The 24,692-nt window shown below is 39.8% G+C and carries 19 protein-coding genes; 7 read left to right on the top strand and 12 right to left on the bottom strand.

Annotated elements, in window-relative coordinates; all coding sequences use genetic code 11:
* Positions 1-249 precede the first annotated feature (249 nt).
* The 6 genes from ACFINL_RS04475 to ACFINL_RS04450 all read right to left on the bottom strand — a co-directional run bounded on the left by ACFINL_RS04475 (position 250) and on the right by ACFINL_RS04450 (position 4,529).
* Positions 250-2,232 carry a transposase domain-containing protein gene (locus ACFINL_RS04475; protein WP_375650558.1) on the bottom strand — a complete coding sequence of 661 codons (1,983 nt, stop codon included), beginning with the start codon at positions 2,230-2,232 and terminating at the stop codon, positions 250-252.
* A complete protein-coding gene (locus ACFINL_RS04470; RefSeq protein ID WP_012232200.1) occupies positions 2,229-2,687 on the bottom strand; it encodes a hypothetical protein in 459 nt (152 codons plus the stop codon). Before ACFINL_RS04470 ends, ACFINL_RS04475 begins: the two co-directional genes overlap by 4 nt.
* Positions 2,684-3,640, bottom strand: a complete 957-nt coding sequence (locus tag ACFINL_RS04465) for a ParB/RepB/Spo0J family partition protein (protein ID WP_375650554.1) — start codon at positions 3,638-3,640, stop codon at positions 2,684-2,686. Before ACFINL_RS04465 ends, ACFINL_RS04470 begins: the two co-directional genes overlap by 4 nt.
* Entirely contained in the window at positions 3,640-4,038 is a 399-nt protein-coding gene (locus tag ACFINL_RS04460) for a hypothetical protein (protein WP_038474380.1), read from the bottom strand. The genes ACFINL_RS04465 and ACFINL_RS04460 overlap by 1 nt, the downstream gene beginning before the upstream one ends.
* Entirely contained in the window at positions 4,022-4,162 is a 141-nt protein-coding gene (locus tag ACFINL_RS04455) for a hypothetical protein (protein ID WP_273755279.1), read from the bottom strand. Before ACFINL_RS04455 ends, ACFINL_RS04460 begins: the two co-directional genes overlap by 17 nt.
* A 73-nt stretch (positions 4,163-4,235) precedes the next feature.
* Positions 4,236-4,529: a helix-turn-helix transcriptional regulator gene (locus ACFINL_RS04450; protein ID WP_183194530.1), complete on the bottom strand. Its 294-nt coding sequence runs from the start codon at positions 4,527-4,529 to the stop codon at positions 4,236-4,238.
* A 153-nt stretch (positions 4,530-4,682) separates the two neighbouring features.
* On the opposite strand from ACFINL_RS04450, the gene ACFINL_RS04445 reads away from it, so the two are divergent.
* The 3 genes from ACFINL_RS04445 (at position 4,683) to ACFINL_RS04435 (ending at position 6,417) form a co-directional block, all read left to right on the top strand.
* Positions 4,683-5,201, top strand: a complete 519-nt coding sequence (locus ACFINL_RS04445; RefSeq protein WP_375650550.1) for a helix-turn-helix domain-containing protein — start codon at positions 4,683-4,685, stop codon at positions 5,199-5,201.
* Between the two features lie 93 nt (positions 5,202-5,294).
* Entirely contained in the window at positions 5,295-5,822 is a 528-nt protein-coding gene (locus tag ACFINL_RS04440; RefSeq protein WP_375650546.1) for a helix-turn-helix domain-containing protein, read from the top strand.
* Positions 5,823-5,901: 79 nt separating this feature from the next.
* Positions 5,902-6,417: a helix-turn-helix domain-containing protein gene (locus ACFINL_RS04435; RefSeq protein ID WP_375650542.1), complete on the top strand. Its 516-nt coding sequence runs from the start codon at positions 5,902-5,904 to the stop codon at positions 6,415-6,417.
* A gap of 495 nt (positions 6,418-6,912) precedes the next feature.
* On the opposite strand, the gene dnaE is transcribed toward ACFINL_RS04435, so the two are convergent.
* Positions 6,913-10,380 (bottom strand): DNA polymerase III subunit alpha, encoded by a 3,468-nt coding sequence (gene dnaE / locus ACFINL_RS04430; RefSeq protein WP_375611586.1) that lies wholly within the window; start codon positions 10,378-10,380, stop codon positions 6,913-6,915.
* A 402-nt stretch (positions 10,381-10,782) separates the two neighbouring features.
* Between dnaE and recG the strand changes: the two genes are divergently transcribed.
* Positions 10,783-12,891 carry an ATP-dependent DNA helicase RecG gene (gene recG, locus ACFINL_RS04425; protein WP_375650537.1) on the top strand — a complete coding sequence of 703 codons (2,109 nt, stop codon included), beginning with the start codon at positions 10,783-10,785 and terminating at the stop codon, positions 12,889-12,891.
* A 356-nt stretch (positions 12,892-13,247) separates the two neighbouring features.
* On the opposite strand, the gene glmS is transcribed toward recG, so the two are convergent.
* From glmS to ACFINL_RS04400, 5 genes are all read right to left on the bottom strand, one after another.
* Entirely contained in the window at positions 13,248-15,071 is a 1,824-nt protein-coding gene (gene glmS, locus ACFINL_RS04420; protein ID WP_375611533.1) for a glutamine--fructose-6-phosphate transaminase (isomerizing), read from the bottom strand.
* Positions 15,072-15,244: 173 nt separating this feature from the next.
* Complete coding sequence (glmU, locus tag ACFINL_RS04415) at positions 15,245-16,594, bottom strand: bifunctional UDP-N-acetylglucosamine diphosphorylase/glucosamine-1-phosphate N-acetyltransferase GlmU (RefSeq protein ID WP_375611532.1); 1,350 nt, start codon at positions 16,592-16,594, stop codon at positions 15,245-15,247.
* 14 nt (positions 16,595-16,608) lie between these two features.
* On the bottom strand, positions 16,609-17,397 hold the full coding sequence (locus ACFINL_RS04410) for a cytochrome c biogenesis CcdA family protein (protein WP_375611585.1): 789 nt from the start codon (positions 17,395-17,397) through the stop codon (positions 16,609-16,611).
* Positions 17,398-17,441: 44 nt separating this feature from the next.
* The gene (locus ACFINL_RS04405; RefSeq protein WP_375611584.1) at positions 17,442-18,431 is read right to left on the bottom strand and encodes a carboxypeptidase regulatory-like domain-containing protein; all 990 of its coding nucleotides are present in this window, start codon (positions 18,429-18,431) and stop codon (positions 17,442-17,444) included.
* Between the two features lie 39 nt (positions 18,432-18,470).
* A complete protein-coding gene (locus ACFINL_RS04400) occupies positions 18,471-18,794 on the bottom strand; it encodes a HesB/IscA family protein (RefSeq protein WP_375606652.1) in 324 nt (107 codons plus the stop codon).
* A 108-nt stretch (positions 18,795-18,902) separates the two neighbouring features.
* Between ACFINL_RS04400 and ACFINL_RS04395 the strand changes: the two genes are divergently transcribed.
* The 3 genes from ACFINL_RS04395 (at position 18,903) to ACFINL_RS04385 (ending at position 24,561) form a co-directional block, all read left to right on the top strand.
* A complete protein-coding gene (locus ACFINL_RS04395) occupies positions 18,903-20,105 on the top strand; it encodes a deoxyguanosinetriphosphate triphosphohydrolase (RefSeq protein WP_375611531.1) in 1,203 nt (400 codons plus the stop codon).
* A 30-nt stretch (positions 20,106-20,135) separates the two neighbouring features.
* The gene (argS, locus tag ACFINL_RS04390) at positions 20,136-21,893 is read left to right on the top strand and encodes an arginine--tRNA ligase (protein ID WP_375650531.1); all 1,758 of its coding nucleotides are present in this window, start codon (positions 20,136-20,138) and stop codon (positions 21,891-21,893) included.
* A 151-nt stretch (positions 21,894-22,044) separates the two neighbouring features.
* A complete protein-coding gene (locus ACFINL_RS04385; protein WP_375611529.1) occupies positions 22,045-24,561 on the top strand; it encodes an SPOR domain-containing protein in 2,517 nt (838 codons plus the stop codon).
* Positions 24,562-24,692: the final 131 nt, after the last annotated feature.

The following is a 24,692-nucleotide window of genomic DNA, read 5'->3' as shown; positions in this document are numbered from 1 at the left end:
TTTAAAAGCCGTACGCGATACTAAAACGGCTAACCTTGCAAATCCCCTCTCTTTCTCACACATCGGGGAACTTGCTAACTCCACGCATCTCACCCGATCAGGCAAAGATACCTAGAAACTTCATGTATTGATTAGACTATGAAATGGATAAGATTCCTCCCCCCTTTCTTTGTTAACGCTTCAACCTGGTACGCGATACAAAACCAGCTTCCTTTTGAGAATTCTTACAAATCCCCCCTCTTTCCTTTCCTATCGTTTAGGAAACTTGATCACCTCACGCCCCTCATCAGAGGCGGAAAGCTTTCTCAAAGCTTTATGCAAGTGTTGACTGAATTCTTCCTCCCCCAAAACCTCATCATCGTCTGCTTTCAAAGCTAAATTCCCCACATTGTTTGGCATCAAGCGGCTCACCTTTGGCTTTATCGGAAGCTTAGATTTGAACGCTTCATCCTTTTTCTCAAGGCGCCCATAAACATCGGCCAAGTGATCAGGTGCAAGCTTTGCTGCCAACTGTTTTTCTGCTTTAACAGCCTTCACATATTCTTTACGCAAACGCCCATTCAAGCGCGCCGCCTGCTGGTCATAAAAACCTACATCACAAAGGCATGGTGCCAGACAAAGCAACCGATTGTTCAAATCATAAACCCGTAAATCTTGATGCAAATTATCCGGATCAAAGCGTACAATCACTTTTTTCCCCGCATGCTCATTCAACGCCCGCGCCCAATAACGATTGCCATAAAAATGAATCTCCCCCGTACCCTTTTGCGCACGCAACGCCTCAGAGGTTAAAAGCCATAAAGCCCGTTGTGCCGCCGTTGCTTGCCGAATAATCGTCCCCTCGGCTTGCAAGCTCTCAGTAAAGGTCTCATCAAAACTGCGCCCCGCACAATTAACCGCCTTACGCCCTGCTTGCGCATTGTGTGCCACAATTTGCGCCCCAACATGGGCTTTAAACGCTTCAAATCCTATCGCGCGCTTGCCATAATCTTCAGGCTTGGCATCCGGTTTATTGCCCGTATAAGCCCCCGCACAAAAGGGATGTTTGGAAATCGCTTCTGCCAGATCACGCCATGCCCGCTCAATCGGTTTAGACTGTCCGCTATAAGGGGTGGTCCATTGCAATTGCACCCCCAAACTCGTCAAAAGCCCTTGCGGATCATCCGGCTTAATCTTAAAACGAAAACGGTTTTGCACACCTCCAGAAATCCACTTGCTGGTAAAGGCACGCCCATTATCCAAGGTCATACGCTCCGGTATGCCATAAGCTTCCACCATGTCCCCAATCACCAAACGAACGATTTCCCAAGTCTCAGCATCCGACAAGCGCCACGATAAAATCTTGCCCGAATAAAGATCTTGAATGGCAATCAGATAAAGCCGCACAGGCTTTTCTGTCCAAGGAACATTCACAAAAACATCCAGCTTATGCCCGTCCATATTCACAGCTTGCAGTGCATGCAGGCTTGAGCGATCACGCCGTTGGGCTGGATAAAGCTTTTTTGCCTTTTCTTCTCCCTCACGTGCTAAAACCACAACCGCTTTGGAAATTTGCGCCTTAAAACGACGCCGCAAAGCCCGCTCTGAAGGAATGGGCTCAAAACCCCGCTCCTGCGCAACCGAAACCATCCGCCGATAACATGCTGAAAAAGCAGGTTTAGAGGGGCGCAAATAATCCGAACAAAAAACCTCCCACGCCCCCTCATGACACGGCGCAAATTGCGAAACATTCTCCTCACCATAACAAGGCGCTAAAGCTGCCAACCAATCAGGGCGCTCATACCCCTCCACCATCTGCCGCCAATTAAAAAGCGACATCCGGCTCACACCAAATTGCACCGCACTCAAACTTGCCGCATCATGCACACCCATACCGGCATGGAGCAAATCTTCCCAAAAGCAAAGTGCCTTCAAACGCTCTTCACAGCGCCTTTTATGCGCCTTTGAAAGCCCCTCATAACGCACCCAAATACTTGTCTTTTGATCGCTTTTCTCTGTCTTTTCTTCTACACAAACCCCACCTGCCCGCACCAACAACGCCGCCCGCGCCCCCTCCGGCAATAAAGAAATGTGATACTCCCAAACCGGCTTGGTTTTGCCTAATGTTTGGCGAAACAATTGTGTATTCAAACGCCATTTCTTAAGCGCAAGATTGTTGAGACCGATCTTTGTTTTCGGCAACCCTGGCAAAGCTGCCTCAGCCAATTCGGCAATACTAAACCATTCCTTCATGGCTGCCCCCTTTTAATGCGAACCGGCGTTGCGCGCATGGCTTTCAATTGCGCTGCAATCTCCCGCTGTTCCTGCTGAAGCCGCGCAATCTCTGCTAAACGCGCCTCATCCCCTTGCAACAGCAACAATCCATCTTCACTCACCACCTCATCCCAAAGCCAAAATGCCTCTGTCGCCCGCACAAATGCCTTAAACCGCGGCAGGGAAATATCCACCTGCTTACTTTCCGCAACATAAGCATCCAAACTGGCCTTACTTAAACACCCAATCCCTAAATAATGCGCCATACGCTCCGCAATCACACTGCGCTCATGCCGGCATTCTCTCAAAGCCCGCGCCATCGCTCGCTTAATGCGTGAGCGAAACCGCCCTAAATCAATCTGCGCAACGGGTTCACGACAAGGAAAAACCGGCTTTTGGAAAAAATCAAGCTGCCCGCAACCATGCCTCTTCATGACAGCACCTCCCCCCGTTCTCTTGCAAGATAAGCGCAAAACCGCGCCTTTGTCTGCGCATCTGCTCTCTGCCAAACACCCAATAACTGAGCAAAAACCCGCTCTTGTTCATTAATTTGCGGCGGCGTATTAATCCCATTGACCAAATCAACAGCCCGCCGTAAATCTCCATCAACCTGTTGCAAAGCAATCGCCACCCGCCGTTGCGCAACCGGCTCCATCTTGGCAAGCTTCAACAATTGCGCTTGATTATCCGCCAATGCCGTCCCCCGCAAAACAGAGCGTAATTCTGGCTGTAAATACTTGGAAATACGATTAAGTCGTCTCACTGACTCTTCAGATAAACCAATGCGATCTGCCACATGTTTAGCAAAGCAGAAAGCGATCTCTTTGCCACTATCTTCATCGGTATGAGAAATTCGGTCAACTTGACCGAATTTTTTTTCATCATGCAATTGTGCAATGTTTGCACTATTGCTCGGTTGAGCAATAGGGTCAACTTGACCCAATTGCTCTAAATGCCCATCACCGTCGATCAAAGGTGCAAGTTGCACCTTTGATTTTTTATTCCGACCAATCTTAATCTCCCCATACTTCTTTTCCCACAATTCGCGGTAAGTCTGGACAAAAAGCGCACGATCAATCACTGACAATTCATTGCGAAAGAGGTTTTCAGCAACCTCTAAAAGCGCGGCATTGTCCTTATCAGCCTGCACCACAACGGCATCAATATCACTATAGCCCAAAAGCTCAGCAGCACGAAGCCGATGCGCACCAGCTATAAGTGTGTAATTACCTTCCTTAGCATTGGGGGTATGGCGCACCGTAATCGGATTCATCAATCCCTCCCGCGCCATTGATTGTGCAAGTGCCTTGGCATGCTCATCATCCACAGGGCGTATACGCTCCGGTACCACAATCACATCAAGAGCAAGCTTTTGAAACTGTGCCATCACGCCGCCGCCTTTCTGATCTCTTTAAAGAATAAATCCATCGCACGCCCTGCCCATCTTCGATAAGCTTTCGCAAAAACGGGTTCTTCCAAACGCCGGTTAATCACTTGCATAGATAGAGAAATAGAAGTCCGCTGACGTGCCTGTATCGCAACAATACGCCGCCGTGGCACCTCAAACTGATAATGCAAAATATGAATAACAATCTGTCGTGCTAACGCCGCATCAAATAAGCCATGCGGGGGGTCAATAATATACCGGATCGGCAGATGCTTAAATCCACTACTCACGGCTTTTAAAGAACAGGAAAGCATCACCTGTAAACGTTCAACTTCTGAATAAGGATTAACGATATCGTTTCTGACATCTGGGGTCCATAAATTACAAGCAGCAACCATAACCACCCCCTATAAAAACAATATGACCACCATCTAATCGCCAGAACCAACCCATGCAAACGGCTGTTCTATGATGCAACTCTATGCAATTTATCTTGCCTATTTCGTACTGATCTTTAGACATTGATAAACCTTTTTATCTTATGGTATTTAAATTCATGGCAAATGCGCAAAAACGCAAAGCCGTGTAACGAAGTTCAAGCAGCATTCCCACGCAAAGCAGAATGCGCACGCGAATCTGTATTGGCATGTTTTGCTGCTTTAAAAATGCGACGGCGACTTTTGGGGTAGCGGTCGCTAAAAACCTGCTCGACGGGCAAACCGATAAAATCGGCAATAGCGCGTTCGGCTTTCTCGTTAGACCGTGTCCAAATGTGTTGAACACTGGATGACGATAGTTGATAAGCTTTCGCGAGCTCCGCCAAGGTCATGTTACGGCGGCGTAGCTCGGCTAAAATACTATGGCGATCCCATACTTGTGTGATAGTCATAAACTTCGCTCCTGCTTCAAACGGATGCTCCCACATCCGTTTTTTGTGGGGTTAATTGTAAAATATCTGCCCTCAATATCGGGCGGTAATAATAGGTATATGCCAAATATCTGTCTTTGTAAACAGTTTTTTGTCATTTGGAGGTATTTTTTTTTGGCACGCCCTGAAAAAGAACCTAAAACAGAACTTGCAAAACGCCTACGTGAAGTACGACGAATGCTCGGAAACGAAGAACGGGGCATTTTTGCGCAACGCCTTAATTTACAACGCACTACTCTTGCCAATTATGAAATCGGAGTACACGAGCCAACATCCTCAGCAATTAACGCCTATCATAGAGTCTATAACATTAACCCCCATTGGCTCGTTACGGGTGAAGGTGAAATGTTTACAGACATGGCAAAAGCGAAAGCCGCTGGTTTTAAACCACAAACTATCCCTGCTGGACTCATGAAAAAGCTTGGTCGCATAGCTTATACAACCTATCGCGATGCAAATATAAAACTCCCCCCTGAAGATATAGCGGAATTAGCGGCAGAGCTTTGTATAAAGTTGCAAGAGCTTGTTCAAGACATCAACGACACGGAAGAAGTAGAAGCGACTTTCCCTCTTCTTAAAATTCATTTAAAGCGTCAAATAGAAGCTGAAAGAGTACATCTAGAAGCTACATAAGATACGGCTTAATGCCTCTCTAAGATGAATGGGGGAATCTCTTTTTAAAATCCTGTAATTTAAAACGAACCTAAATATGAATAAGGAGCATTTTTGGCACGCCCCGAACTAGAACCTAAAACAGAACTAGCAAAGCGCTTACGCTTGATACGAGAAAGCTTAGAGCTTAATCGAGATAAGATAGCTACCCGTTTAGGTATTAAAAAAGCAATTTATGACCATGCTGAAAGAGGGACCACTTTTCCCAATGTAAAATTTTTGACTGCTTTATCACAGCAATTAAATATCAACTTAACTTGGCTAATTACAGGTGAAGGCGAAATGTTTAGTGACATGGCAAAAGCGAAAGCAGCAGGTTTTAAAGCACCAACCATACCTGCTGGTCTCATGAAAAAGCTTGGTCGCATAGCTTATACAACCTATCGCGATGCAAATATAAAGATCCCTCCTGAAGATATAGCGGAACTCGCGGCGGAACTTTATAAAAAACTGCAAGAGCTTGTTCAAGACATCAACGACACGGAAGAAGTCGAGCTTATTTTACCTCTTCTAAAATTGCATTTAAAGCGTCAAATAGAGGCTAAAAATGCACATCCAGAAACTACACAAAATACGGCTTAATGCCTCTCTAAGATGAATGGGGAATCTCTTTTTAAAATCCTGTAATTTAAGCTAACCTAAATATAAATAAGGAGCATTTTTGGCACGCCCCGAACTAGAACCTAAAACAGAACTAGCAAAGCGCTTACGCTTGATACGAGAAAGCTTAGAGCTTAATCGAGATAAGATAGCTACCCGTTTAGGTATTAAAAAAGCAATTTATGACCATGCTGAAAGAGGGACCACTTTTCCCAATGTAAAATTTTTGACTGCTTTATCACAGCAATTAAATATCAACTTAACTTGGCTAATTACAGGTGAAGGCGAAATGTTTAGTGACATGGCAAAAGCGAAAGCAGCAGGTTTTAAAGCACCAACCATACCTGCTGGTCTCATGAAAAAGCTTGGTCGCATAGCTTATACAACCTATCGCGATGCAAATATAAAGATCCCTCCTGAAGATATAGCGGAACTCGCGGCGGAACTTTATAAAAAACTGCAAGAGCTTGTTCAAGACATCAACGACACGGAAGAAGTCGAGCTTATTTTACCTCTTCTAAAATTGCATTTAAAGCGTCAAATAGAGGCTAAAAATGCACATCCAGAAACTACATAAGATATAGCTTAATGCCTCTCTAAAATGAAAAATGAAAGTGGAAATCTTTTTACATTAAAAAATTTATATAAATTATTGATAAAAAATACTTTTTACTCAATTTTTAGAGATTTCCACTTATATATGGAAATCTTTTTTGCTTTTTTGGTTATTTTTGGCTAATTTCGGAGTGAGCTTCACAATTTACCGAATTTTTTTTCACAGGGTCTTCAAAGGCGGTTTTCTGGGCTTTCACAGACTTTTCAAAATTTTTCACAGGGTTTTCACAGACCTTTCAAAGCCTTCTCTCATTTTTACCATGAAAATGCACTTTTTTCTGATTTTCGCTCTTTTTAGCTCTTTTTTACAATTTTAGGTGTCAAAATCTATTTTGACAAAACGCGCTTTTAATGCTAAATTTTATACATAAAAACAACAAATTATCACGTATTCCTACCTAATCCCACCTTTTCCCACTTAGTATAAAACCTAGTGTCAAACTACATTAATCTTTCTTTAACTCAATTCTACATCAACAACACCCTGAATTAATTTCATAGCATTTGCGACATGTGAATTTACCTTATATCGCTTAGGAAGCGCAATTTCGACTTCTCGCAATCCATCCTCTTGAATTAAAATAAGCCCAACCTCTCCATTCCCCCCAAGATTTAAATTTTGTTCAATTTGTGGAAGCATATCAACTGTTTTTATAAAGAGACGCATCATTTTATGCTGTTGTAATGATTCATTTTCCAAAGACTGAATTGTTTCAATTCGCAAACTAACTCCTTCAGAACGATTTTCTGCGCTCACCGTAATAATAAAAGATTTTCCGGGTTCTAGCATCTCTTCATAATCCGAGAGTGCCTCAGAAAAAAGAACTGCTTCATATTGTCCACTTGTATCAGAAAAATGAATAATTCCCATTTTTTTACCAGATTTTGTTTTGCGCACGTTTTTTGCCACAACAGTTCCAGCAAGCCGTGCAGCCGTTGCTCCCCCTTTAACGGCATTGGCAAAATTACCCCAAGTCTGAATGCGTTTTTTGTTTAGAATAGCTTGATACTCCTCCAAAGGATGCGCAGAAAAGTAAAAACCTATAGCTTGAAATTCTCGATAAAGTTTCTCAGCCGGCAACCAAGGGGTTGTTTGCGATAAAATCAATGGTTCTTTTAATCCGCCTGCCATTCCAAATATATCAACCTGCCCGCTAGAATTGTCATCGAGAATACGAAGTGCACGCGCATGAAGGGTTCCAAGATTGGCTAATAAAACCTCACGTGCAATGTTAAAACAATCAAAAGCACCAGCACAAACTAAACTTTCCATCGCACGCTTATTAACAATACGAGGATCAACACGCGCACAAAAATCTTCCAAATCCTTAAAAATCTTACTCCCACGACAAGAAACAATATGATCTACAACAGTTTCTCCCACACCTTTAATGGCAGCAAGAGAATAATAAATACAATTATCACCAACCTCAAAAACACGATGAGATGTTTGTATAGAGGGTGCAATAACTTCAATACCCAACCTTAATGCTTCACGCCGAAAATCATTGAGCTTATCTGTATTCGTCATATCATATGTCATTGAAGCAGCTAAAAACTCAACGGGATAGTTTGCTTTCATATAAGCCGTTTGGTAAGAAACAATTGCATAAGCAGCAGCGTGCGATTTATTAAAACCATAATCGGCAAATTTCGCTAAAAGATCAAAGATAATATCAGCTTGATCTTTATCCACGCCACCTGCAACAGCTCCATTGACAAAACGCGTACGCTGTTTTTGCATTTCAGCATGAATTTTTTTCCCCATAGCACGACGTAATAAATCGGCTTCCCCAAGCGAATAGCCAGCAAGCACCTGAGCAATCTGCATCACCTGTTCTTGATAAACAATAACACCTTGTGTTTCTTTGATCAGATGATCTATTTTAGGATGAATAGAAGCAATTTCCTCTTCCCCATGTTTACGTGCATTATAGGTTGGAATATTCTCCATTGGACCTGGACGATAAAGTGCAACCAGCGCAATAATATCTTCAATACGGTCTGGCTTCATTCCAATCAACGCCTTGCGCATACCAGAACTTTCCACCTGAAACACGCCAACCGTTTCACCACGTGCCATCATAGCGTAGGTTGCTTCATCATTCAGAGGAATATTTGATAAATCTATTTTAATCCCCTTTCTGGCAACAAAATCGACTGCCATTTTCAAAACAGTAAGCGTTTTTAATCCAAGAAAATCAAATTTTACCAGCCCCGCTTGTTCAACATATTTCATGTTAAATTGTGTAACAGGCATATCAGAACGAGGATCACGATACATCGGGACAAGCTCCCAAAGTGGACGATCTCCGATAACAATCCCAGCAGCATGAGTTGAAGCATGACGATAAAGTCCCTCCAACTGAAGCGCTATATCTAATGCGCGTCCAACAACGGGATCTTTTTTCTTTTCTTCTTCAAATTTAGGTTCATCCTTAATAGCATCTGCTAATTCTACCTGACTTCCTGGGGTGGCAGGAATTAATTTTGTAAGATAATCCACCTGACGATAAGGAACTTCTAAAACACGCCCCACATCACGCAAAACTGCACGTGCCTGTAACTTACCAAAAGTAATAATTTGAGCAACTTGATCACGTCCATATTTTTTTTGAACATATTGAATAACTTCTTCGCGCCGCTCTTGACAAAAGTCGATATCAAAATCTGGCATCGAAACACGATCTGGATTCAGAAAACGTTCAAAGAGAAGAGAAAACCGCAAGGGATCCACATCAGTAATCGTCAATGCATAAGCAACAAGTGAACCAGCACCAGAACCCCGGCCTGGTCCAACGGGAATGTCATGAACCTTTGCCCATTTTATGAAATCTGAAACGATAAGAAAATATCCAGAAAATTGCATACGCGTAATAACTGAAATTTCATAATCAAGCCGCTGTTCATAATCTGCAATCGTATACCCTTCAGCCAACCCTATTGTTTCAAGCCGAATCTTCAAACCATCTTTAGCCTGATTTAATAACTCACTATCTTCTATTTCTAAAGTAGTTTCTGAATTAACAGATTGTTCTATAAAACGAGGCAATATCGGTTTTCGAAGAGGCGAGGCAATATGACAACGCAATGCAATTTCAACACTATTTTCCAAAGCTTCTGGAAGATCAGAAAACAGTGTAACCATTTCATCTTGTGACTTCAAATAATGATCTGGTGTCACACGTTTGCGATCTGGATTAGAGACAATTTGTCCTTCTGAAACAGCCATCAGCGCATCATGCGCTTCATACCCTTCTCTTTGCAGAAAAAAAGCTTCATTCGTTGCTACAAGAGGAATTTCATGCGCATAAGCCAATTCAATAAGATCAGCTTCTACTCTCCGGTCATAAGAGCCATGCCGTTGTAACTCCACATAAAGACGATCAGCAAAAGATTTTTTCAAATAAATTAAGCGCTCAACAGCATGTTCTTTTTTCTCTTCTGCCAAAGAAAGATTAATAGGTCCTCCCTTTCCACCCGTTAAAGCGATTATGCCTTCACTGTGTTCTGACAACCAATCAGCTTTAATATGAGGAGGATCAGTATCACACTTATCAAGATAAGCACGGCTCACAAGACGAACCAAATGAGCATAACCGGTTTCGCTAGCAGCCAAAAGAACAATAGAGCAAAAATCAGAAGGATTACGCCATTTAGCCAAACGTGAATGATCATTTTCATCACAAAAATCAACAGTAAGCTGACAACCAATAATAGGTTGGACCCCATGAGAAAGACAATGCTGTGAAAATTCCAAAGCACCAAATAAATTATTGGTATCGGTAATAGCAACCGCTGGTGCATGATCTAAAATCGTCTGTTGAATAATTTGGGGGATTTTTAAAGCCCCTTCGAGCAAGGAATAAGCTGAATGCACTCTCAAATGAATAAAGCGAGGAAGAGAATTTTTGTTCTCTTGCATTTGCATTTTATTTTTTACCACTCTCACAATTTCCCACTACAAAATAAATGCTAAACAGCACCCCTTATAAAAGAAAAAACTTCTGTTCATCATCAAACTTTAAAGCTATAAATTCATCATCCTACATAGGAGCAATATCCCAATTTTATTAATATTTATAAGAGAGTTCTATCAAGAAAATGCTTCTATTCACAGCAAATAAACACCTAAAATAAAAAGAAAAACAATATACCTCATCTAAGTACTTTAATTTTTGACCATTTAATTGTATTTTTCTTTAAATATTAATTTCTCTTCCTAAAGTTCAATGTGTAAATAAAGCAACCTTGTCTTTATGACTTTATCCCCAAAAAGCTCTTCTAAAGGTCTAGAAAAAACAAAAAGGGCAGGTTAAATTTGCTCATGCCTCCAAGTCTTCTTACCCCACTTTTTAATTCTATCCGAACTCTTTCTGGTATTACACCTAAAGTCTATGGTTTATTGACCAAACTCTTAGATGTTAATCCCACACAACGCGAAGCAACCCTTATTGACCTTCTTCAATTAATGCCCCATTCCGTTATAGACCGCAGAATGCGTCCCAACATTGCTTCTGCAAAAGAAGGAGATACTGTTACGCTCGAAATTATCATCGATCAACATCAACCACCACCCCGTGGTCACAACCGAATTCCCTATCGTGTTATTGCCCATGATCACACAGGAAAAATAAATTTAGTCTTTTTTCATGCTCAACCTCTTTGGCTAAAAAAACAACTCCCCGAAGGAAAAAAAGTCATTATATCAGGAAAAGTTGAATGGTTTAATGGACAGCTTTCAATGGCGCATCCAGACTATATTGCCCCAAGCGAACAATCAAATCAGATACCTCTGATCGAACCTGTCTATCCCTCTACTGCCGGACTAACTGTAAAGACACTAAGACGCGCCATACAAAACGCTCTTGATTTTATTCCTCTTCTACCAGAATGGATAGATGAAAATGTAAAAAAGCAGCAAAATTTTCCTTCTTTTTCCGTTGCTTTACGCCGTATCCATGCACCCATTAACCCCAATGATCTATCCTTAGAAAGTACAGCACGCAAACGTCTTGCCTATGATGAATTGCTCGCTTGTCAATTGGCACTAGGACTCGTGCGTTTGAAAACTAAATCTCTTGTTGGCACTTCTCGACCATCAACAGGAATTTATACTAAAAAATTACTCAATATCCTCCCCTTTCAACTCACAACCGGACAAAAAAAAGCAGTAGAAGATATCGCAAATGATCTTGCTTCACCAGAACCGATGCTAAGACTACTTCAAGGTGATGTAGGCGCAGGAAAAACTGTTGTTGCATTGATGGCAATGGCACAAATTGCTGAAAATTCAGGACAATCAGCTTTAATGGCACCAACTGAAGTGCTTGCTAGGCAACATTTTGCCACCATCGCTCCTCTTGCCGAAAAGGTCGGATTACAAACAACGCTTTTAACAGGACGAGAAAAAGGAAAATTGCGGACAAATATCGTGAATGATATTCTGTCAGGTCAAGTTTCTATTGTTATCGGAACTCATGCTCTCATACAAAACAGCGTTACTTATAATAATCTCGCTTTAACCATTATCGATGAACAACACCGTTTTGGTGTCCATCAACGTATCGCTCTTACAGAAAAAGGCAATAAAGCTGATATGCTGGTTATGACCGCCACGCCCATTCCGCGCACACTTGTCTTAACAGCTTTTGGTGATATGGATGTCTCTAAAATTACCGAAAAACCAATGGGACGACAACCCATTACAACAGCAACGCTTTCTTTGAAACGTCTTCATGAGCTTATAGCGAGAATCGCAATTGCATTAGAAAAAGGAGAAAAGCTCTATTGGATTTGTCCTTTAGTAGAGGAATCGACAGCTCTTGATCTCACTTCAATTGAAAACCGCTTTGCATTTCTCCATGAGCGCTTTGGAGCACACGTTGGTATGATCCATGGAAAAATGTCTACAGCAGAAAAAGAAGCCGCTATGGCATCTTTTAAATGTGGAAATACACGTATTTTAGTTGCAACCACCGTCATTGAAGTGGGAGTAGATATTCCAGATGCTTCGATCATTATCATCGAACACGCGGAACATTTTGGCCTTTCACAATTGCACCAATTACGTGGACGTGTAGGACGAGGCGATAAAAAATCTTCCTGCATTTTGCTCTATAAAGATCCACTGACTAAAACAGCAGCAACACGCCTTAATATTATCCGCAATACAGAAGATGGTTTTGAAATTGCTGAAGAAGATTGGCGCCTACGAGGCGAAGGAGAACTTTTAGGTACAAAACAATCCGGAGTCCCTGAATTTCATATAGCAAACCTTGCAGTTCATAGCGATCTTTTGTCAATGGCAAGAAAAGATGCTCGTTTATTTTTACAACGCGATCCTCATCTTTCTTCTGAGCAAGGACAAGCTTTACGGTTGCTCCTTTATCTTTTCGGACACAACGATGCTGCACGCCTCTTACGAGCAGGATAACAAAAACCCTCTAATAAAAAACTTAAATACCTCTCTGTTCAAATATGATTTTCTCTTAGAATTACCCATAAATGATCTACGCAGTCTCTTACCATCTTTATGCTTCATGAACGAATAACAAATCAACTGCATTAAAACAGTAGAAGCAATATTGCGTCTTTTTTTACCATTATATTCACATAACTGATCTATTTTTTGATAGGTAAGAAAATATTTTTTGTTTTATCGTAAAGGATTTAGGAATAAAAAACCTTTCTTCAGTATTCTCGTTCAACAGAGAAAAATGAAAAAATAAGTTTCATTATAAATCAATTTCTTACACTTGATTATTCTCCAAAAGATTCAGAAATATACTTTTATTCAACCGTGACTGATTTTGCTAAATTACGGGGTTGATCAACATCTGTTCCTAATAAAACAGCTGTATGATAAGCGATTAACTGAACAGGGAGTGCATAAATAATAGGAGAAATAAATTCTGGAACATCTGGCAAAGTGATCGTTGATAAAGTCTTAAGACAAGCTACTTCTGCTCCCTTTTTATCGGTTATTAAAATAATACGACCATTACGCGCTACCACTTCTTGCATATTAGAAAAAGTTTTTTCAAACCACCGATCATAAGGTGCAACAACAATAACGGGTATTGTCTCATCCACCAGAGCAATTGGTCCATGCTTTAATTCACCTGCCGCATAACCTTCAGCATGAATATAAGAAAGCTCTTTCAGTTTAAGAGCTCCCTCCAAAGCAATCGGATAAGAAGTTCCACGTCCCAGATAAAGAACACTTTTTGCATTCACCAAATCACGACAAATACATTCAATTTTTCTCTCTAATTTTAAGACCTCATTTAAAATACGTGGAACTTCTGCCAACTGTTGAACCAGTTGCTTTTCTATTTGAGCCGAGAGATAGCCACGTTGTTTAGCCGCACTAAGAGCGAGTGAAGCAAGCGTTGCCAATTGACAGGTAAAAGCTTTTGTTGAAGCAACACCTATTTCCGGTCCGGCAAGTGTTGGGAGAATAAAATCAGCCTCCCTTGCCATTGTTGATTGCTCTACATTCACAATTGTTGCTGTTTTTACACCCCGCTCACGACAATAACGCAAAGAAGCCAATGTATCAGCTGTCTCACCAGATTGAGAAACAAACAGCGATAACACATCAGACGTTATAGGAGGTTCACGATAACGAAACTCGGAAGCAACATCATTATCAACACTTAAAGCGGCAAATTTCTCAAACCAATAGCGCGCAACTAAGGTTGAATAATATGCCGTTCCACAACTCGCAAAAAGAAGCCGATGAATATTTTTCCAATCAATCAAATTCTCAAGCGGTCGAACCGCATAATTTCCAAGGTCAAGATAATGCGCCAAATTATGAGAAATCACTTCAGGTTGTTCAAACATTTCCTTGTGCATAAAATGACGATGATTACCCTTAGAAATCAATAAAGCCCCTTCGAGTAATGTCGTCACAGGACGTTTTACCGGTTGGTTGTTAGCATCATAAATTGTAACACCTTCCCGTGTGAGAACAGCCCAATCTCCATCTTCCATATAGCTAATATAATCAACGAATGGTGCCAAAGCTATGGCATCTGACCCCACAAAAAATTCATCTTTTCCATAACCAATTGCCAGAGGTGGACCAGAACAAGCCGCAATCATAAGGTTATCTTCACCTTCGAAAATAAGAGCAATAGCAAAAGCCCCCTGCAGCCTTTTCCAACTGGTACGTATGGCTTCTTGCGGAGAAAGACCATCTTTTAATGCACGCGTTATTAAATGTGCAATAACTTCCGTATCCGTCTCTGTTTCAAAGATACAACCATCCTCTATGAGTTCCTTTTGCAGTTCTACAAAATTTTCAATAATACCATTATGAACAATCGCAAGCTTTTCAGTCACATGGGGATGCGCATTGCGTTCAACAGCAATTCCATGCGTAGCCCAACGGGTATGACCAATCCCTAAACTTCCCTCCAGAGGTGTTTTTTTTAATTTTTCTTCTAAATGAACAAGCTTCCCCTCAGCACGTACACGATAAAGATGCCCATTATGGACCGTTGCCACCCCAGATGAATCATACCCTCTATATTCAAGACGTTTTAACCCCTCAACCAAAGAGGACGTAACACACCTCTTTCCAAGAACTCCAATAATTCCACACATTAAAAAGCTCCAACCCACATCTTAAGATTCAAATTTTACAAAACAATCCAACAGCCTTTATTTAAAACTATAAATAATAAAAATAATTCAAACATGGAATACGGCAATCTTTAAGAATAAATCTTCCATCCATCGTTAGATTAACACGAAACAAAAGAATAAGCTGAAAATAATCATTTTTTCTGTTTGTTTTCTAACAAACGCTCTCGAAATTTTGTCGCATAGCCCTCTTTTATAACCTGTCGTGCACGCCCAAAAGCCATACTGTTCATAGGAATATTTTCAGTAATAACACTTCCTGAAGCAACATAAGAGCCATCCCCTATTACCAATGGGGAAACAAGTGCCGTATTAGACCCAACAAAAGCATGATCACCAATCATGGTTTTATATTTGTTAAATCCATCATAATTGCAAGTAATCGTACCGGCTCCAATATTGGTATGTGCACCAATTTCGGCATCACCAATATAACTTAAATGATTGATTTTAGAAGATTCTCCTACCTTAGCTTGTTTGACTTCACAAAAATTTCCAATCTTTACGGACTTAGCCAACTCTGTTCCAGGACGCAAACGTGCATAGGGACCAATCTGTGCATCTCTACCAACCACAGCACCTTCGAGATAACTAAATGCATGAATAACCGCACCAGATTGTACTTTTACGTTTAACCCAAAATAAACATTTGGTTCTATCACCACCCCTGGTGCAATTTCTGTATCATAAGAAAAATAGAGTGTTTCTGGCTTCAAGAGTGTAACACCCGATAACATTAAATCGCGCGCTTTACGTTTTTGCCACAAAGAATCAGCCTCAGAAAGCTCAAGACCGTTGTTAATTCCTACAATATCTTCAAAAGGAACTTCAACAACACGCACATCTAATCCTTCGCGTGTTGCAAGAGAAGCAATATCTGTTAAGTAATATTCTTTTTTCACATTATTATTACCAACTTTCTCTAAAAGAGAAAGTGCATGTTTTCCACGCATAGCGAGTATTCCACCGTTACAAAAAGAAATCTTTTTTTCTTCATCGCTAGCGTCTTTTTCTTCTACAATTGCAATCAATTGACCATTTTTCTCGAGAAGACGCCCATAACCTGTTGGATGTTTGGTATGAAAACCTGCAAAAACAACATCTGCTCCATCAGCAAGCTGTGCACGCATTTGGTGCAATGAATCTTGCTGAATGAGAGGAGTATCCCCAAAAACAATGAGCACATCATCCACCTCCTTTTGCAAAGCTAAACGAGCAGACAAAACAGCATGAGCAGTTCCTAAACGCTCTTTTTGTTCAAAAATCATTACATCTTTTACAAATGACTGAACAACGTGCGTAACCTCCTTAGCACCATATCCCACAACAACCGCTAATTGTGAAGAGCCTGCCAATTCTATTTTTTTTAGAACATGGCATATAAGAGGCAATCCAGCAATTTTATGAAGTACCTTAGGCAGAGACGATTTCATGCGCGTCCCCTCACCTGCGGCAAGAACAATAGAAAGACAACTTCTAACCATAAAAACACATAAGACTAACGAGAAAATCCAAAAAAAATCATAATATTGTGCCAACGAATATCTTCAATATAACTCAACGAAGGATAATGTTCTAAAAGCCAAAATGAAAGATCCTGCATAGAACCTGTTAAAAACAAAATCCCTGTAAGAATAAGAAAAACACCAATGATTTTTTCAACTTTTCCTAAATGAATACGAAAAGCTCCTAAAAATCGCATAAAACTGCTCGAAAATAAAGCTGCTAACATAAAAGGAATAGCAAGACCTAATGCATAAACCGCTAAGAGAACAGCTCCCTCTCCCACAGTTTCTTTTGTTCCAGCAAGCGTTATAATAGGACCTAAAATAGGGCCAATACACGGTGTCCAACCAAAGGCAAAAGCTAAACCGATAATATACGCGCCTAAAGGACCAGCAGGTGTTTTTTGGGTCTGAAAACGCGCCTCACGAAATAAAAAAGCGATCTTGAAAATCCCCAAAAAATTTAAACCAAAAATAATAATGACAATTCCAGCAGCAAGGGCAAACCAATCACGATAATAACCGATGAATTTCCCAATTGTACTAGCACTGGCACCTAAAGCAACAAAAACAGTCGTAAACCCAAGAACAAAAGCAATAACAGAAGATAATAAAGCCCACCGGATAAAGACTTTCTCATCAGGCTTTTCTGAACGAAAATCATCAATACCAACCCCTGCCATATAGCACAAATAAGGAGGAACTAACGGCAAAACGCATGGTGACAAAAAAGAGAGTGCCCCAGCAAAAAACACACCAACTGTTGAAATTTCAATCAAAATTCATACCCCGTCTTTCATCATAGTTTACCCCCCATGAACAACAATCAATCCACATCTTCATCAACTCGCTGCATATTTTCTTCATTCGCTATCACACTTATATCTTCATCATGACCAGAAACGACTGAAAAAACTTTTTGATAGATTTTATCTTTATTTTTAGCAATTGCAATATACTCTCCCTCCGCTAACACGAGTGAAACATACGCACCTACTGTTTCATAAACGATATCACCAGAATCATTGGCAAGAGACCAACTTGTATCTGCAAGCGCTTCTCCTCTTTCTTGTCGCACCAGCTTTAAGACAATCTGAGCGGCCTGATGTTCAAGAGTAACTTCTGTTATTTTACCCGCATCCACTTGAATATCCGAACGAGCCGTCGCATTAATAGAACCATAATGGGAAGCAACATGGTAGCGGCCAGCTTTTAAACGCACAACTGATTGGGGTTTAACATTTGATATAATTACTCCCGTATCATCATTTTCTTTTTCATCCTCATAAATGGTAAAACGGAGTTCCTTTTCATTCATTACGCCATTGAGCAGTGTTGCATTTAAAATGACACCACCAGCCTCAAGATTAAAGTTTTTTACAAGACTCTGCCCATTTTCTAAACGAATATGGCGCACAGCACTCATATGACCAAATGAGACATGAACAAGATAATTTCCTGGTTCGAGATCAAAACGTGCACTTCCCCCCTTATAGGTTGCCACTAATGGTAACTTATTATCAATCCCTAGAATAGGAGCATAAACCCGCCAGACAAGCCCTTTTTCAATATCCGGATGACTATTTGTTAATCGAGCATTCAAAATGAGTTGTGTTTGAGATGCTAAGTTTTCGTTCTCCTGCTTTTGAGTCTTTACAATAAAACTCCTTGATTGTCTCTGCTGCTGATCTTGCCCTTCTCCTGCTTCAGAAAAAGCACAGTGGCTCCAAGTCAATAAAGAAAGCGCCACGCACAACCATACACATCGGTGCACTATTTTTATAAGAATACCCATTTTTGCATTGTTGACCAACATGATCTTTTTTTCAAGAAACAATATCACACAGCCATCATTTTAAATTGAGAAACTTACACCACAACCACATGATGAAACAGCATTGGGATTGTGGACTTGAAAAGACTGCCCCATAAGATCATCAACAAAATCAATCTCAGCTCCTTCCATAAAAGGAAGTGATAGTAAATCAATAAACACAACTGCCCCGTCTTTTTTGAGAACGAGGTCATCTTCACACATTTCAGAAACCAAGTCATATTTATAAGAAAAACCAGAACACCCACCACCTTCAACAGAAATACGTAATGCTATTTTATCGGGTTCACGCAAAAGTATCTGTGCAATTTTTTTGGCAGCAACATCTGAAATTTTCACATTCATTTTATATATCCTTGCATTAAACCATCAAGAAAGAGTATCCTACACTCAAAGAGCAGTTTATTTGTCATAAACCACTCTCAATTTTAAGATGATAATAGACAGCTTGCAATGGATATAGGAAATATCGACTTCAATTACCAATCTCGAGCAGTATACAGTGCTCATCCACAAACAAGCCGTGGTCGATTATACCATGAAACGATGAGCACCACACGCTCACCTTTTCAACGAGATAGAGATCGTATTATCCATTCTAATGCATTTCGACGTCTTAAACATAAAACGCAAGTGTTTATTGCTGATGAAAGCGATCATTACCGTACTCGCCTAACCCATTCCATAGAGGTTTCTCAAATTGCAAGAACATTAGCCCGTGCCCTGTGTCTTGATGAAGACCTTGCCGAAGCCATTGCCCTCGTTCACGACTTTGGACACACACCCTTTGGCCATGCAGGAGAAGATGCTCTTAATGAAGCCATGGTACATTATGGCGGCTTTGATCATAATGCACAAGCATTACGCATTGTAACAAAACTAGAACAGCGCTATGCAAATTTTGATGGACTTAACCTTACATGGGAAACCCTCGAAGGACTTGTAAAGCATAATGGTCCCCTTTTAGGTCCTCACGCAAAGAATAAGGAGGTTCCTATCGATATTTTACAATACAATGCAAAGCAAGACCTTGCACTCGATTGTTTTGCAGGGCTAGAAGCGCAATGTGCTGCTATTGCAGATGATATCGCATACAATGCGCATGATATTGATGATGGTCTACGTTCGCAATTTTTAACACTCGATCAATTTGAACATGTTTCACTAACAGCAGCAATATTAAAAGATATAACAGATGAGCATCCCCACCTCGACCAAACGCGTCGCGGTTACACGCTTGTACGAAGACAAATAACAACCATGGTTGAAGATGTTATCAAACAGTCACAAAAAAATTTAGCACGCATCAAACCAACAAGCATAAACGATATTCACCAAGCAAAACAAACTATTGTCACCTTTTCACCGACAATGACCGTTTATGAAAAAGAACTAAAAAACTTTTTATTTAAAAATCTTTACTACCATGAACAAGTTCTTAGTCGTCGCAATGCAGCAAAATGCATTGTACAAAAATTATTCAATTGTTATTATGAAAATCCAAATACAATGCCTGAAAGTTGGCAGAGCAAAACAGTGCACTTAAAAAATCAAGAGTTAGCACGTTTGATTGCTGACTTTCTTTCAGGCATGACGGATCACTACGCTCTACGTGAATATCAGCGTTTATTTGACCATACAGATAATTTCGTTTAATGGCTTTTGGCATCATCATGGAAGCTAAATATGAATATCTTTAAAAACTTCGAAAAAAAAATTAAGAGATCAATTGAATTATCTGATATAAAAGGAAAAAATGGAGAAGCTCTAGATTTATCAAAAATCACTGTTGATCCTCCGCGTGATTCCTCCCATGGTCATTTATCAACCAATGCTGCTATGGTGCTTGCAAAATCTATTGGAATCAATCCACGTGCACTTGCAGATAAAATCATAGAACTTCTTAAAAATGATTCCTCTATCGAAAATATAGATGTTGCCGGTCCTGGTTTTATAAACATAAAGCTTACAAAATTATTTTGGCAAGATGCTATAAAATCTATGCTTGAATTAGGCACTTCTTATGGTCGTATTCCAATGGGACAAGGAAAATGCGTCAATGTTGAATATGTCTCAGCAAATCCCACTGGACCAATGCATGTAGGACATTGCCGCGGAGCGGTTGTTGGGGATGTTCTCTCCAATTTGCTACAATTTACGGGCTATAACATTACAAAAGAGTATTATATCAATGATGCGGGTCAACAAATCGAAGTCCTCGCCCATTCGGTACTATTGCGCTATCGTGAAGCTCTTGGGCAAAAAATTAATGAAATTCCAGAAGGACTCTATCCTGGAGAATACTTGATACCATTGGGTCAATCGCTTGCTCAAGAGTTTGGTGACCAACTCCTCACGATGGATAAAGATGAAGCCTTATCTCTTGTGAAAGAACGTGCAATTCATGCAATGATGTCCATGATTCGCGAAGATTTGGCTGCTCTTAATATTTATCATGATATCTTTTTCTCTGAGCGAATGCTTTATGCAGATAATGCACGCGCCATTCGTAACACCATCAACGACCTCACTTTAAATGGTTATATCTACAAAGGAAAACTCCCCCCTCCCAAAGGACAAAATACAGAAGACTGGGAACCAAGCGAACAAACTTTGTTCCGTTCAACAAATGTCGGTGATGACCAAGACCGTGTTTTAGTCAAATCTGACGGTTCTTACACTTATTTTGCTGCTGATGTTGCTTATTTTCGGGATAAATTTAATCGTCATTTTGATGAAATGATTTATATTCTAGGCGCAGACCATGCTGGCTATGTAAAGCGGCTAGAGGCAATGGCAAAAGCAATTTCTGGGGGTAAAGCTAAATTAAGTGTCTTCTTGTGTCAATTGGTAAAACTTTTTCGCAACGGTCATCCTGTACGCATGTCAAAAAGAGCAGGATCTTTTGTCACTCTACGGGATGTTGTCGAAGAGGTTGGGCGTGATCCTGTGCGTTTTATGATGCTATACCGTAAGTGTGAAGCACCTCTTGATTTTGATTTTGCAAAAGTAACAGAACAATCAAAAGATAACCCCATCTTTTACGTACAATATGCAAGTGCACGTTGTCACTCAGTCTTTCGTCAAGCACAAGAAGCGCTTCATATTAAAAGCTTTTCAAATAATACATTGATTGCCCATCTTCATCGATTAACAGATGACCATGAAATATTGTTAATACGCAAACTTTCTGAATATCCACGTATCATTGAACAGGCCGTAATTCATAAAGAACCGCATCGATTAGCGTTTTACCTTTATGACCTTGCCTCCAGCTTTCACACCCATTGGAATAAAGGGAGTGAAAATCTCAATTTACGCTTTATTCAACCTGATGATAAAGAGTTATCCTTTGCAAGATTAGGATTGATACAAGCTGTTATCAATATTTTATCATCAGGGCTTACCATCATAGGAGTCGAAGCACCCATAGAAATGCGTTGAAAAAGTTCTATAAATACATACAATAGGTACTCTATTGATAAACTTTTTCATGTATCCTTGCATGAGAGGGGGAAAATTTATAATTTTAATATAACAAATCAAAATCAACCATTGATTGCACGTAAGTGCAAACCATCATGTGAGAAAAGCTATGAGCGATAACGATCGCAAAAATCTACACGAAACAAAACACGATCATGAACACCATGATCCTTTAGAAAGGCTTACGCGCATTTTTAATCCGCACAAACAAAGCGGAAACCAAAATGAGCAATCTTCTTTAAAAACAGATCGATCAACATCTCACCCCGAAATATCATCCCATGATGATGATTTTGATTTGTCCTTTCTAGAAGAGGAACTTGAAAATAATTTAGCACATGACTTACCGTTTGATGATCAAAAAAAACAATGGGACTTGTATGCAACCAGCAACGCAACAGCCTCAAATATTGCACAAGCTGCTTCTTTCAACCATTCAAAACAAAATAATTTATCTGAAGAGAAATATTCTTCACCTAGCAGTCATGATGAAGAACAAATTTTAGATGCGCTTTCTCCATTACCAATCCCAAAAAATCAATCACATCAACAGAAAAAAACAGCAACCAGTGCTGATCCTTTTCTTGAAAAAAGTAATCTTATGTCACAATCAGAATCAGAAAATTTCTTTTTTGATAAATCTGAAAGGCACGAAAATAAGAGAGAGACGCCAGAAGATGTTGAACAAACCAATCGTTTTTCACAAATAAATTCACAACAACCTGAGACTACGAATATACAAAAAACTTATGAGGACAATCAAAGCCTCTATGACACTCCTATAAACCATCCCTATAAAATTTCAGCTGATCAAGAAAATTGGATTAAAAAGGATTATCCTGATGTCTCCTCTTCTACAGAGGAAAATGAGTTTTTCTCATCTTCTAATCTTGTGTCAGAAAGACAAAACACTGCAAGAAATCAAACAACAAGTACCTTCTCCTCACCTTTAGATTCTCCACCAGTTGATAGACAATCTTATTTAAAGGGGGCTTCACAAGAAGATCATACAACCAATTATCCCCATTTTTTTGCAGAAAACCCCTCACAACAAGAAACTTATGGCGAAAAAGTTCCGATATATGATGAGGCTCGAGCCCAATACATCAATAACGCCGAAGGTGCCTCTAACCCAAATAGAGAAATTTCATATAATGAAAATAATTTAGATGAGTTTCTTTCCTCATCCCCCTCTTTAAATACAAAACAAACGGATGGCTTTTTTGCCCATAACTATACGCACAGAGATACTCCCCCTCCCAATGTTGATACTTATAAATTTTCAGAGGAAATCGTAGAAAAAACTGGTCCTATTATGGTTCCAGAAGTCCCGTACGAAGCGCCAGAATATGATGTGCCAACTAATGGTGGTTTAGAAGAAGAATTTGCTGATGTACTCAATGTAGGGAATGTCCCAACGGATAATTTTTCTCAAAAACAACAGAAAAATGAGGTTTTTAGTGAAGTTTTTCATCAGTCTATACAAAATTCAAAAGAAGGTGTTTATATAAACTCTAAAGAACAAAATTCCGACTATTTTTCTTCTGCCAATATGGAATATAATTTTCCCTCTTTTAGCGAGAATTCATCATACACAAGCTCAGATGAGGTTCCCACGCATCCATCAGCTCCTCCTCCCTTTAAAAGTTTTATTTTTGGTAAAACTTTCATTAAAGGTTTTTTTATACTTATTTTAATAGGACTTGGGTTTGCTGGTTATTCTCATTTTTTTATGCCATCACAAAAAAATGAAGAAACGGTCATTATCCACGCTGATAATACGCCTTTTAAATTCAAACCAGAAACAACTGAAACGAAAAATGATGTTGCACATAATTTAGATATCTATAAACAAACAACTGAACAAAATGAGAAACAAGAAAATACACAACAATTTCTTATTGATAACTCTGAACAACCTGAAAATTTAAAAGAATTAAACCCTGAAGAATCTTCAAACGTTTCCTCATCGTCTTTAAATGAATCTGATGTTGAAGATGCAGTCACAGAAGCCATAAACCATACTATTCCAATGCGAGAAGTACAAACTGTTATTGTCAATCAAGATGGTACAGTTACACTAGCCCCCGCGCATCAAACAAACAGCAAAACTGCTGCTCAATCTGAAGAAAGCATTGATCAAACTTCTAATGAACTTCAAGATTCGTCCCTTGTTTCATCGCATGATTCTGATATAAACGACCAAGAAAGAGATCATGATCTCAAAAATAATATTGATAAAATAATCGCAGAAAATAATTCTAGCTCAAATATTGAAGAAAAATTTATCCCTATCCCTTCTCATGCAGAAAGAAATACACAAGTTGAAACACCAGCCGCGTCTCACCCCATATCACCAAACAGAGTCGCAGCACAAAATTCAGAAAGTTATTACGTACAACTTGCATCTCAACCAACGTATGAGCTCGCTAGAAATTCTTTAAAAAATATGAAATCTAAATTTGGATTCCTTATCGGTGCCCGTTCTTTAAATATTCAATCCGCTTTTATACCAGGAAAAGGTACTTATTACCGTGTTCGGCTTCAAGCGCAAGACCGTAATGAAGCCATAATCCTTTGTGAATCCATTAAAAGTTCTGGTGGAAGCTGCTTCATCACACGCTAAACCAATAATGCAACGGTTTTAACAACCGTTGCATTATTTATTTCCATACCATTTAATTACTTATCAAAAACTTCAGAAATTAAAATCATTCCTCTCTTTTTTATGTCTTTGTGCTGACTTTATTCCTTAAT

Source organism: Bartonella sp. AA78NXGY, assembly GCF_042197005.1.
GTDB lineage: Bacteria > Pseudomonadota > Alphaproteobacteria > Rhizobiales > Rhizobiaceae > Bartonella.
This window is presented reverse-complemented; position numbering and strand designations above follow the sequence as displayed.

Excerpts from the sequence above, each read along its gene's own strand:
- ACFINL_RS04385 (WP_375611529.1), top strand. The coding sequence starts at position 22,045 with ATGAGCGATAACGATCGCAAAAATCTACACGAAACAAAACACGATCAT.
- argS (WP_375650531.1), top strand. The coding sequence starts at position 20,136 with ATGAATATCTTTAAAAACTTCGAAAAAAAAATTAAGAGATCAATTGAA.
- ACFINL_RS04465 (WP_375650554.1), bottom strand. The coding sequence starts at position 3,640 with ATGGCACAGTTTCAAAAGCTTGCTCTTGATGTGATTGTGGTACCGGAG.
- ACFINL_RS04405 (WP_375611584.1), bottom strand. The coding sequence starts at position 18,431 with ATGTTGGTCAACAATGCAAAAATGGGTATTCTTATAAAAATAGTGCAC.
- ACFINL_RS04475 (WP_375650558.1), bottom strand. The coding sequence starts at position 2,232 with ATGAAGGAATGGTTTAGTATTGCCGAATTGGCTGAGGCAGCTTTGCCA.
- recG (WP_375650537.1), top strand. The coding sequence starts at position 10,783 with ATGCCTCCAAGTCTTCTTACCCCACTTTTTAATTCTATCCGAACTCTT.
- ACFINL_RS04470 (WP_012232200.1), bottom strand. The coding sequence starts at position 2,687 with ATGAAGAGGCATGGTTGCGGGCAGCTTGATTTTTTCCAAAAGCCGGTT.
- dnaE (WP_375611586.1), bottom strand. The coding sequence starts at position 10,380 with ATGCAAGAGAACAAAAATTCTCTTCCTCGCTTTATTCATTTGAGAGTG.
- ACFINL_RS04395 (WP_375611531.1), top strand. The coding sequence starts at position 18,903 with ATGGATATAGGAAATATCGACTTCAATTACCAATCTCGAGCAGTATAC.
- glmS (WP_375611533.1), bottom strand. The coding sequence starts at position 15,071 with ATGTGTGGAATTATTGGAGTTCTTGGAAAGAGGTGTGTTACGTCCTCT.
- glmU (WP_375611532.1), bottom strand. The coding sequence starts at position 16,594 with ATGGTTAGAAGTTGTCTTTCTATTGTTCTTGCCGCAGGTGAGGGGACG.
- ACFINL_RS04400 (WP_375606652.1), bottom strand. The coding sequence starts at position 18,794 with ATGAATGTGAAAATTTCAGATGTTGCTGCCAAAAAAATTGCACAGATA.
- ACFINL_RS04450 (WP_183194530.1), bottom strand. The coding sequence starts at position 4,529 with ATGACTATCACACAAGTATGGGATCGCCATAGTATTTTAGCCGAGCTA.
- ACFINL_RS04460 (WP_038474380.1), bottom strand. The coding sequence starts at position 4,038 with ATGGTTGCTGCTTGTAATTTATGGACCCCAGATGTCAGAAACGATATC.
- ACFINL_RS04455 (WP_273755279.1), bottom strand. The coding sequence starts at position 4,162 with ATGTCTAAAGATCAGTACGAAATAGGCAAGATAAATTGCATAGAGTTG.